Genomic DNA, 11,544 nt, shown 5'->3' on the forward strand with positions numbered 1-11,544 from the left:
AATACCTTTGCTTAAAATAGACATCAATTTGATATCTATGAAGTCAAACTTTAATTAAAGTGTAAATACAGCATTAAATCAACCTTTAATGTTTGTATAGTTATTCATCCTAATGAAAAAAATATATGAGATACCGTTGTCCGAATGCTTGACTAGTTCAAGAACTAATATTATTAGGATTTAAATATTTGTGGTTTAAAAGTATGCAAAAAAGTATTACTTCTGCTCGCTTAGTTTCACTGGATGCACTCAGAGGCTTCGATATGTTTTGGATTATTAGTGGAGAAGGGCTTATTCATGAATGGGCCAAAGCCTCTGGCAATCCGACTGCCAACTGGATGTCGAGTCAATTACATCATTCTGAATGGAATGGTTTTACCTTTTACGACCTAATTTTCCCTTTGTTTATCTTCATTGCTGGTATTTCTATGCCATACAGTATTGGCAGGCAATTGGAAAACCCAAAAAATACGCTATTCAATATTCTAAAAAGTTTATTCAAAAGAGCCATTATTTTAATTATCCTCGGCACTATTGTCAATGGCTTATTCAAATGGCAAGGTTATGAAAATACTCGTATCGCCAGCGTTTTAGGACGAATAGCTCTTTCTTGTTTCTTTGCAGGTTTGATATTTCTTTATACCAATCTTAGAACCCAAATCATACTCTTTTTTACCATCCTTCTTGGCTACTTTTTAATGATGAAATACATTCCTGTTCCAGATTTTGGAGCTGGTGTATTGACGAAAGAAGGAAACTTAGCTGCTTACCTTGACAGACTTTTTCTTCCCGGCAAGCTTCACCGCAAAGTATATGACCCCGAAGGTTTACTTTCAACACTGCCTGCTATTTGTAATGCTTTGTTGGGCGTTTTTACAGGGCATTTCTTACGTTCCTCTACCTTCTCTAAATTCAAAAAAGTAGCTTCAATGGCTGCCGTTGGCATTTTACTAATTGTACTCGCTTGGCTTTGGAATCCATTTTTCCCTATCAATAAAATCCTTTGGACGAGTTCCTTTGTACTCTGTTCGGGTGGTTTTAGTTTACTTTTCATGGCTTTCTTTTACTTAATTATCGACGTACTCGAAATCAAGTTTTGGATAGCTCCATTCGTTTGGATTGGTATGAACTCCATTACGATTTACTTGGCTGCTCATGGTTTAATTGATTTTGAAGCCACTGCTATTTACTTATTCGGTGGATTGATTAGTAAAATAGAGGCTTCATGGCAAGCAGTAGCTTTGGCAGGCGGAATCGTGATAGTACAATTAGGATTTTTATACTTTTTATATCGTCATAAATGGTTCTTGAAAGTATAGTTTCAAGTTCAGTCACTTTTATGAATCAGAACAAAATCATTATCCAATACTCCACTAAAAACTATGTCCAAATTATTTAACCAAAGTATTGTATTGCTTTTACTTGCTGTGAATTTTGCTTATAGTCAGGCAGATTTAGCAGCTTCAAAGGCATTAATCAAACGTATCATTCCGCAAAAAGCTCAGTATTTTGAGGTAGCCAATATTCCACAAGAAAATGGGAAAGATGTTTTTGAAATTGAAAGTAAAAGCGGAAAAATCATCTTAAAAGGAAGTTCGGGCGTAAGTATTGCTTCTGCTCTGAATCATTACTTAAATGAGTACTGCCACTGCCAAATCACTTGGAATGGCACAAACTTACAGCTTCCGAAAACCTTGCCCGTTCTTAAAACCAAAGTTCATAAAAACACTTCTTTTGAATATCGCTATTATCTCAATTACTGTACTTTCAATTACAGTATGAGTTGGTGGGACTGGAAACGTTGGGAAAAGGAAATCGACTGGATGGCTCTTCACGGAATCAATATGCCTTTGGCAATCACGGGCGAAGAATATACTTGGTACGAAGTTTATAAAGAAATGGGGTTTAGTGATAACGACTTAGCTTCGTTTTTCAGCGGACCAGCATATTTTTCATGGTTTTGGATGGGAAATCTTGATGGCTGGGGTGGGCCTCTCCCACTCAGTTGGATGAAAAACCATAAAAATTTACAAACAAAAATTCTTGCTCGCCAAAGATCTTTGGGCATGACGCCCGTTTTGCCTGCCTTCACAGGACACGTGCCGTCGGCTTTCAAAGAGCATTTTCCAAAAGCAAAACTAAAAGCGACCAACTGGACAAACGGCTTTGCAGATACTTATATTCTCGACTCGGAAGATCCACTTTTTGCAGAAATCGGAAAGAAATTTCTACAAAAACAAACACAACTTTTTGGAACAAATCACTTCTATTCGGCTGATACTTTTAACGAAAACGAACCACCAACCGACGACCCCGCTTTTTTATCAAAACTAAGTACTAGAGTATATGAAGGCATGAAACAAGCCGACCCAAAAGCCGTTTGGGTAATGCAAGGATGGCTATTTTATAGCGATAGAAAATTCTGGAAAGAACCACAAATCAAAGCTTTGTTGGATGCTGTTCCGAATGATAAAATGTTACTCTTGGATTTGGCAACAGAAATTGAACCCGTTTGGAAACGCACACAAGCATATTATGGCAAACCGTGGATTTGGAACATGCTTCATAATTTTGGAGGAAACGTAAACCTTTTTGGAAGAATCGAAGGCGTAGCCAATGGCCCAATTCAAGCCTTGAATAGTCCGAATAAAGGAGACTTGAAAGGAATAGGTTTGACGATGGAAGCCATCGAGCAAAACCCTGTTTTATATGAACTCACGATGCGTCATGTGTGGGAAAATACTCCTTTAGATTTAGACAAATGGTTGGATACTTATATACTGAATCGTTATGGGAAACTTACGCCAAAAACTCAAGAAGTATGGCAAATTTTGAAAAAAACAGCCTATAACGGAAAAGATATTCGTGATGGAGCAGAATCAATCATTACAGGTCGACCGACTTTCGATTCTACTACTATCTGGACAAGAACCAGACTCAACTATTTACCTAAAGACCTTTTACCAGCTTGGAAATTGATGGTAGAATCTATTGAAGATTGTGGCAAAAACGATGGTTTCCAGTACGATTTAATCGACATCAGTCGTCAAGTATTGGCAAATTATGCCTTGCCTTTACAGAAAAAATGGGTAACTGCTTATCGACAAAAAGACTTAGCGAATTTTAAAAAATACAGTCAGGAGTACATTGAACTCATTGAAGATTTAGACCAACTATTGGCTACCCGAAAAGATTTTATGCTTGGTCCATGGATAGCCTCAGCTCGTGACCAAGGGACAAATCCAGCCGAAAAAGCTTTGTACGAACAAAATGCCCGTGATTTAATTACGCTCTGGGGTGATGCCAACAGTCCTCTTCACGAATACGCCAACCGCCAATGGAGTGGTTTATTGAATGATTTTTATAAACCTCGTTGGCAACAATTTTTCAATAAAGTAACGCTTGCCTTAGAAAAAGGCGAAAAAATGGATACTGAGGCTTTTGAAAAAGAAATCAGACAATGGGAATGGAAATGGGTAACAAGCCAAAAGAACTTCCCTACCCAAAGTATAAATCAAGTAAATGCGGTAGCACAATCGCTTTATAAAAAGTATTATACAAAAGTTTACTCCGTTTATGAATAATAACCCTTAACACAAAAGTACATCTTTCTATTAAAGATGTACTTTTGTGTTACTCATATATTAAAAATCGATGGATTTAATACAATTTTTCAATAAAGAAATAAAATTTACAGAAGAAGAAAACGAAGTATTAGCAAAGTCTTTTAAGGAAGAAGACTATGCCAAAGGCACTACGATTATCCAACCACATAGTTTTTCAAAAAAAGTTTATTTTATCGAAAAAGGTTTACTTCGTTGTTATTATTACAAAGACGGAAAAGACATTACGCATTTCTTTTTTGATGAAGATACCTTCACTGCTCCACTCAACAGTGTTTTTTATAATAAAGAAGAGCCTTATGGCTGGGAAGCTTTAGAAGAAACAAAGCTTCGAGTAATTCATTATGATGATTTACAAGATTTATTCATCAAATACCCAAGTATTCAACGTTTCTTTTTTGGTGTTTCTTTAGACATCCTCAATGCCTTTGCTCTCAAACTTGAATATCTTCAATTTCATAATGCCGAAGAGCGTTATGCCAATCTTCTTGAAACAAGTCCTAAAATTTTACTTCGAGCGTCATTAGGGCATATTGCCTCTTATTTGGGCATTACTCAACAGACTTTAAGTGTTATCAGAGGCAGAAAATAATTTTAGCCTTTTTTCACTTTTTAATATATATGAAAAGTTTTCACCATAATTCATGCGTGCTTTGCATTGTCATTAATCAATCAAAAAGGCATAGAGAAATATGGAAACGCATCATATCTTTTTGGCATATCATACAGGAATCGCTTCTGTTTTTCCTGTTATCAAAGAAAGACTGGCAAATCATGCCCAAGTCTCTTTACTTTATTTTTCATCTAATCATCTTTTCGATTTTCGGAAAGAATTACACATTCTCCAGTGTCATTTTAGCTCACAATTGTATATCAGTTATGAATCTTCTTACACTGAAAAGGACGGTTTACTGAATCAAGACAATATCGAGGCGGTTATCAATGCCAATACTGCTCCAACTATGTGCTTTACAATTTCGGGAAATCCTCAATTTTCAGAAAGAATCAATGAAGTACTCCATTTTTTAGGCATGAAAAATATCATCATGCAAGAGCAATACTTTGTTGCTTAATGATGTCCCAAGTAATTTTTACGCTAATTCAATTCATCCAATCTATCAAATCACAAGCACATGAAATTTTATATCATGCCTGTTGCCCTATTGCTTTTAGCGTGCAACAGCGAAACAAAAGAAGTAAAAAAAACAGAAGTCATTCTTGTAAAAACCGAACAAGTAGCCAACACAAGTATCAAAACAGACATTGCTATCAGTGGTAGCGTTGAAGGCTCAAGTACCGTTCGCTTGGGTTTTATGGTTGGCGGTAAAATCAAGAGTATCAATACCAAAGAAGGTCAAAATGTTTCAAAAGGACAACTGATAGCCTGTTTAGACCCCAGTAATTATGTAATCGCCAAACAATTGTCGGACGTACAAGTAAATGCCACTACCGATGAATACAACCGTCTGAAACAGTTACGTACAAGAGGAAGCGTTAGCGAAAGTGACTTCTCTAAAGTTTCTTTTTCCTTGGAAGAAGCCCAATTACAACAAAAACTCCAAGCCAAAAATGTAGAAGATACCAGGTTGTATTCGCCTATCAGTGGTGTTTTGCTAAGTAAACAAACAGAAGTTGGGGAAATTGTGGGCGTAGGTACGCCCCTATTTGTACTTTCATCAATTCAAAAAGTACTTGTATCGGCTTTTATTCCAGAATCTGAACTCCAACATATCCGCATCGGACAAGTAGCCCATATTTATATTGGTGCATTGGGTAAAACTTTTGAAGGAAAAGTAAGCGAAGTAGGAGCTGTTGCCGACCCAGATACCAGAACATTTACCGTAAAAGTTACCGTAGAAAACAAAGGTTTGCACATTCGGCCGGGGATGATTGCTGAGGTAAAATTGAATAATAGTCAAACAAAAGAAAGCATTTTATTGCCATCGTCTTGCATTGGTAATGATGCCAATAGCCAAAGCTATGTTTATGTAGTGGACAAAACATCGGGCAAGGCTTTCAAACGTAATGTGAGCCTCGGTAAAATCGTCAACAACAAAATTGAAATAGTTGCTGGCCTATCCTTGGGCGAAACCGTAGTAACATCAGGACAAACGAAGCTTTCAGACGGCTCTCTTATCACCCTTTCAAAATAATTAGTCACATGAACTTTATAGAAGCAGCACTTAAATATAAGCATCTTACGCTCTCGGTCTTGTTGATGCTCTTTGCCATTGGCGTAAATTCATTACTCGAAATGCCTCGCCGAGAAGACCCCAAAGTGACGATTCGTCAGGGACTTGTGATTGCACTATTTCCGGGAGCAAAACCCGTACAAGTAGAAAACCAAGTAACCAAAAAACTGGAGCAATACCTTTTTCAGTACGAAGAAGTAGATAAAACCAAAACCTATTCTACTACCAAAGACGGCATAGTGATTATCAATGTAGAACTTACCGAAAAAGTAAAACAACCCGATATTTTTTGGAATAAACTCAGACATCAGTTGTTGATTTCAAAAGAAGTGGACTTACCCAAAGGCGTGCAAGGCCCCGTTGTGGACTCCGACTTTGGTGATACCGAAGCGATGGTGATTGCCTTAGAAAGTAATAGTGCCACTTATGAACAGCTAAGGGCATATACCCAAAAAATGGAAGCCGCCATCCGTACTTTGCCTGCGGCTTCAAAAGTAAAACGTATTGGCGAACAGCAAGAGGAAATTGTGGTATCGTCGAGTTCTGAAAAATTATCTCGTTATCGCATCAATCTTGGGCAAGTAGCCGATTTGTTGCAATCACAAAATAGCATCAATGCTACGGGAAAAGTAAAAAGCGAAAATGCGGAAACTTCACTTTATACCAGTGGCTACTACCGCACAGAAAACGATTTGGCGAATCAAATCATCGGTAATTCTGCGGCTGGGGCAGTGGTAAAATTGGGCGATGTGGCTTCTTTACAAAGAGATTATGCCGAGCCAGAAAGTATTATCACCGTGAATGGCAACAAAGCCATGTTGCTTTCTATACAAATGCACGAAGGCAACAACATCGTAGATTTTGGCAAAGAAGTTAAAGCCAAAATTAAAGAAGCCCAAAAGTTGATTCCTTCCAATATCAAAGTAACCACCTTGGTATCGCAGCCCACTTTGGTCGATAAAAATATTTCACACTTCATCAAAGAGTTTTTTCTGGCAATAGTTTCGGTAATTGTGGTTGTAATCCTGTTGTTACCTTTAAGAATTGCCTCGGTAGCGGCGATGGCAATACCCGTAACAGTAGCCTTGACTTTTGCCTTGATGAACACCATTGGTATTGAATTACACCAAGTTTCATTGGCGGCTTTGATTTTGGTATTGGGAATGGTGGTGGACGATGCCATCGTAATTGCTGATAATTATGTAGAACTGTTAGACGAAGGCGTAAACCGCTGGGAAGCCGCTTGGCGAAGTGCCTACGACCTCATCATTCCAGTGTTGGCGGCCACAATTACCATTATTGCCTCGTTTATGCCAATGGTTTTGCTCAGAGGTTCTACGGGTGAATTTATCTTTACTTTGCCCATTACGGTTGCCATTGCCCTTATTGCCTCATACTTTGTGGCTTTGGTACTTACGCCTTTGTTGTGCTATACTTTTATCAAAAAAGGTTTGCATAACCACGGCGAAGAAAGTAGCCACAAGAAAGAAAAAAAATCGGTCTTGACCTATATGCAAGATGGCTACAATGTAGCATTAGACTGGTGTGTTAAATTCCCTAAACTGACCATTTTGGGAAGTATGATTTCGGTAGTGGCGGCGTACTTTTTGATGACTCATGGGGTAAGAGAACTCTTTTTTCCACCAGCAGAACGCAATCAGTTTATCGTAGAAGTATGGATGCCCACAGGCACAAAAGTTGCCAAAACACAAGAGGTCATTTTAGAAGCCGAAAAACTTATCAAAAAAGATAAAAGAGTAAATGATTTCGCTACGTTTGTGGGTACATCGGCACCAAGATTTTATTACAATTTCGCCCCAGAAGTACCAACAACCAATTACGGAATTATTTTAGTAAACACAACCAACGAAAAAACGGCCGAAGAACTTAGCGAAGAACTCAGAGAAAAAGTAAAAACCCTTACTACCGAAGGTACTTTTTTTGTAAAACTCATGCAACAAGGTTCGCAATTGATTGCTCCCGTTGAAGTACGAATTATAGGCGAAGACATCGCTCAACTTAAAAATATTGGTAGCCAGGTCGAAAGCATTTTGAAGAAAAGCAAAAGGAGTTTTTTAGTAAGAAATGATTTTGCAGAAGATAGTTATGGTATTGATATAAAAGTAAAAGAAGAAGCCCAAAAACTTGGTTTTACTACGTCAAGTATTGCTCAGATGGTCTATACTGGTTTTAGTGGTTATCCAATTTCTACGATTTATGAAGGAAATAATCCTGTAAATATTGTATTACGTTTGGACAAAGACCGCCGAAAAGATGCACAAGATGTAGAAAATACATATCTGACATCGCCTGTAACCAATGAAGATGTACCCCTACGACAAATTGCTGACTTGATTCCACAATGGCAAACTGGTAAAATAATGCACCGAAACGGCGTAAGAACCCTAACGGTACAAAGTGAAACCATGCCAAATGTTTTACCAGCCGAATTGCTTGGTGAAATAAAAGATGACACCGAAAAATTACAATTGCCAAGCGGTTATCGAATTGAATATGGCGGCGAAGAAGCCAACAAAGACGAAGTATTTGTTGATATGGTGAGTGCCATGCTGATTAGTTTAGTACTGATTTTCTTTATCTTACTTTTCCAGTTCAAAAATCTCAAAGAAGCATTTATCATTATGCTAACCATTCCTTTGAGTTTGTTTGGAGCAATCTTCGGATTATACATTACAGGAAACAACTTTAGTTTCACCGCTTTTATTGGCTTGATTGCCCTGTCGGGAATTGTAGTTCGGAATGCCATTATTTTGGTGGACTATACTAATATTTTGATTCAGCAAGGCATGGACATCCGAACGGCAGCTATCCTTGCAGCTCAACGTCGCTTGCGTCCTATTTTTCTTACGGCTATGGCGGCGGCTATTGGGGTAATGCCAATGATTATTTCTAAATCTGCCATGTGGGCACCATTGGCCAGCGTACTTGCTTTTGGGGTGGTCTGGAGTATGATTATGGCATTGCTAACCGTGCCAGTGCTGTACATTGGTTGGATAAAGCCCAAAGACAAAACTCAATTTTCACAAGATTCAAAAACACTTGTTTCCCATGAAGCTTAATATCAAAAGCAAAATTTTATTGCTACTCGTTTTATTAATGAATGCTTTTGGCTTGAAGGCACAGTCGAAGCAAGCATATTCTTTACCACAATTGATAGAATCAGCCATGAAAACCAATCAATTACTGACGATTAAAGATTGGCAAATTCTGGAAAAAAAGAGTAAACTCCGTGAAGATAATATTAGAAAATATCCTGCGGCGTCAATGGACGGAAACTATCAATATAATTTCAAACTGGCAGAATTGACTATTCCTGCGGGTGTACTTGGCTCGGTAACAACCAATACAGGTACAGAACAATTACTACCACAAGAAAGCAGTAAATTTACCCTTGGCGAACGCCATACTTATGGCATGGGTTTGTCTGTATATCAGCCAATTAGTCAGCAAGGGAATATCAAAACAGGTTTAGACCTCAACCGTCTTGATATTCAATTAACCGAAAAAGAAAAACTAAAAGCCAGTCAGCAATTACGTTTGTCGATTGAAAAACTGTATTATGGCGTATTAATCGTTCAGAAAAAAGCAGAAGAATCAAAAGCAAAATTGGCACTTGCCAAAGCCAAACTTTATGATGCCGAAGGAGCGTTGAATGCAGGGAAAATCATCAGTGTAAGCATTGCAGGTTTACAAGCAAGTATTGCCGAAGAAGAACAAAACAATATGAAACTGACAATGCAAGTACAAGATTATCTCAGTGATTTGAGCTACCTAAGCAATATCAAGGCTGATTCATTAGTCATAAAAGATATAGATTTGCGTAACGAATCGCTGAAAGTATTGGACGAATATAAAGCTGATGCTGTCGCCAATCCAGATTTGCAAATAGCACAAATTACAAAGGAAAAAGCTTTACTTGGCGTAAAAGCGGCCCAACAAGGAAATATTCCAGACCTTGGAGCTGTTGCAGGTTACTCGTATCAATACGGAAATCCGATTTTACCAACGGTAAACTTTTTTGTTGGGTTAAATCTGAAATGGAATTTACAAGACCTCTTCACCAACAAAGAAGTGTTGAACCAAAGAACTTTTCAAGTAAGGCAAGCTGAAGAAAATATTTCCTATCTTAAAAATCAGTTGAATAGCGAAGTAGAAAAAGCTTGGCGAAAAATAAATCAATCAAAAATTCTGATTGGCGTTGCTCAAAAAGTAGTGAAGTACCGCCACGATGCCCTTAAAGAACAACACGATAAAAGTGCATCAGGCATGAATATTAAAACAGAAATGCTTGAAGTACAAGCCCATTTGGCACAAGCCGAAGCAGACCTTTATGCCGCCGAATTATCCTACTTGGTAGCTGTGGCAGAACTTAATAGTTTAATTGGTAAATAAAATTTTTACTTTTCATTAGCCACTGATACTCTACTCTGTGTATTAGTGGCTAAACAGATGTATGGCAAATGTTAAAATACCTTATCACAAAATCATCACGACACTAATGCTTTCAGCTTTATACACTGCAGGAATTGGATTGTTCTTTTATGTAAAGTTATTGGGTACAGAAGAAATCATTCTGATTAAACAAAGCTCTCGTTTTGTGATTGTTCCGCTAAGTATGGCAATTGGTTTTTGTATTTCGCTTGTCATCGGCATAGCTGAATTACTTGTGTTTGAAAAATGGACAAAATATTCATTCCTAAAATTTGTACTTTATAAATATGGATTGATTATCACTACCATCATTTTGGGCGAAATTAGCTTATTTATCATTTTTGAAAATAAAAATGAACCGATAGAGAATGTTCTCAACGACCTCCCTAATTTTATCAAAAGCGATACTTTCATCGCTGTTTTTATTTATTTACTGGTGTTTAGTATTGCCCTAAATATTTGGGCAGCAGCTACCGAATACCTCGAACCTGCTGCCATTTTAGATTCACTCGTTGGGCGATACAAACAACCTAAAGAAGAAACTTTGACCTTTATTTTTATTGATTTAAAATCTTCTACACGCTTGGCAGAAAAACTTGGTCATAAAACATACAGCCAGTTGGTAGATGAATGTTTTGCCTTATTGACCGACTTCCTTTATCAGCACAAGGCAAATTTGTATCAGTTTGTGGGTGATGAAGCCGTTTTGTTTTGGCAAAGCGATTATGCCAGTAAAACCGCTGCTCCTATCAATTTGTACTTTGATTTTTGCCGAGCAATTGAACACAAAAAACAACATTTTTTAGCAACATTTGGTGAAGTACCCCATTTCAGAGCCGCTATCCATGAAGGAACTGTTACGGTAACTGTAATAAAATCAATGAAAAAATGTATTGTTTATCACGGAGACGTGCTGAATACTTGTGCCAGAATCATGAGCCTTTGTAGCCAATATAACGTTGACATATTGGTTTCGGAAAATATAAAAAAATGGTCAAATACGCATAAAAAGTACGAAATTGCCCTTGCCGATAAGGTGGTTTTAAGAGGAAAAGAACAAGAAACAGAGCTATATACTGTTAGACGTAATTCATAGTTTTTATATTTATTTAAACAAATTTCTTATGGTTGTATAAACCTTATCTACTCATCCCCAAATGAGTATTGCTTATTTCAAAACCTATTAGACTCCTGCTTTCATATTTAATGTATTTATTGTCCAGCATTACCCTTAAAACAAATATTTTCTAAAATTATTAATATTTTTTCAATTAAAA

General features: G+C 37.3%; 8 protein-coding genes. All 8 read left to right on the forward strand.

The window, feature by feature from the left end; genetic code table 11:
* Positions 1-203: 203 nt before the first annotated feature.
* A complete protein-coding gene (locus VB776_RS07400) occupies positions 204-1,319 on the forward strand; it encodes an acyltransferase family protein (protein ID WP_323327570.1) in 1,116 nt (371 codons plus the stop codon).
* 63 nt (positions 1,320-1,382) lie between these two features.
* The gene (locus VB776_RS07405; protein WP_323327572.1) at positions 1,383-3,584 is read left to right on the forward strand and encodes an alpha-N-acetylglucosaminidase; all 2,202 of its coding nucleotides are present in this window, start codon (positions 1,383-1,385) and stop codon (positions 3,582-3,584) included.
* A gap of 70 nt (positions 3,585-3,654) precedes the next feature.
* Positions 3,655-4,215, forward strand: a complete 561-nt coding sequence (locus VB776_RS07410) for a Crp/Fnr family transcriptional regulator (RefSeq protein WP_323327574.1) — start codon at positions 3,655-3,657, stop codon at positions 4,213-4,215.
* Between the two features lie 100 nt (positions 4,216-4,315).
* Positions 4,316-4,696, forward strand: a complete 381-nt coding sequence (locus VB776_RS07415; protein WP_323327577.1) for a ferredoxin reductase domain-containing protein — start codon at positions 4,316-4,318, stop codon at positions 4,694-4,696.
* 60 nt (positions 4,697-4,756) lie between these two features.
* Positions 4,757-5,776 carry an efflux RND transporter periplasmic adaptor subunit gene (locus tag VB776_RS07420; protein ID WP_323327579.1) on the forward strand — a complete coding sequence of 340 codons (1,020 nt, stop codon included), beginning with the start codon at positions 4,757-4,759 and terminating at the stop codon, positions 5,774-5,776.
* Positions 5,777-5,784: 8 nt separating this feature from the next.
* On the forward strand, positions 5,785-8,895 hold the full coding sequence (locus VB776_RS07425; RefSeq protein WP_323327581.1) for an efflux RND transporter permease subunit: 3,111 nt from the start codon (positions 5,785-5,787) through the stop codon (positions 8,893-8,895).
* Positions 8,885-10,228 carry a TolC family protein gene (locus VB776_RS07430; RefSeq protein WP_323327583.1) on the forward strand — a complete coding sequence of 448 codons (1,344 nt, stop codon included), beginning with the start codon at positions 8,885-8,887 and terminating at the stop codon, positions 10,226-10,228. The genes VB776_RS07425 and VB776_RS07430 overlap by 11 nt, the downstream gene beginning before the upstream one ends.
* 61 nt (positions 10,229-10,289) lie before the next feature.
* The gene (locus VB776_RS07435) at positions 10,290-11,363 is read left to right on the forward strand and encodes an adenylate/guanylate cyclase domain-containing protein (RefSeq protein ID WP_323327585.1); all 1,074 of its coding nucleotides are present in this window, start codon (positions 10,290-10,292) and stop codon (positions 11,361-11,363) included.
* The last annotated feature ends 181 nt before the right edge of the window (positions 11,364-11,544 follow it).

It is taken from the genome of Arcicella gelida (genome assembly GCF_034931025.1).
In the GTDB taxonomy this organism is placed as follows: Bacteria; Bacteroidota; Bacteroidia; order Cytophagales; family Spirosomataceae; genus Arcicella; species Arcicella gelida.

Coding starts and splice junctions, on each gene's coding strand:
- VB776_RS07430 (WP_323327583.1), top strand. CDS start 8,885: ATGAAGCTTAATATCAAAAGCAAAATTTTATTGCTACTCGTTTTATTA.
- VB776_RS07400 (WP_323327570.1), top strand. CDS start 204: ATGCAAAAAAGTATTACTTCTGCTCGCTTAGTTTCACTGGATGCACTC.
- VB776_RS07415 (WP_323327577.1), top strand. CDS start 4,316: ATGGAAACGCATCATATCTTTTTGGCATATCATACAGGAATCGCTTCT.
- VB776_RS07425 (WP_323327581.1), top strand. CDS start 5,785: ATGAACTTTATAGAAGCAGCACTTAAATATAAGCATCTTACGCTCTCG.
- VB776_RS07405 (WP_323327572.1), top strand. CDS start 1,383: ATGTCCAAATTATTTAACCAAAGTATTGTATTGCTTTTACTTGCTGTG.
- VB776_RS07420 (WP_323327579.1), top strand. CDS start 4,757: ATGAAATTTTATATCATGCCTGTTGCCCTATTGCTTTTAGCGTGCAAC.
- VB776_RS07410 (WP_323327574.1), top strand. CDS start 3,655: ATGGATTTAATACAATTTTTCAATAAAGAAATAAAATTTACAGAAGAA.
- VB776_RS07435 (WP_323327585.1), top strand. CDS start 10,290: ATGGCAAATGTTAAAATACCTTATCACAAAATCATCACGACACTAATG.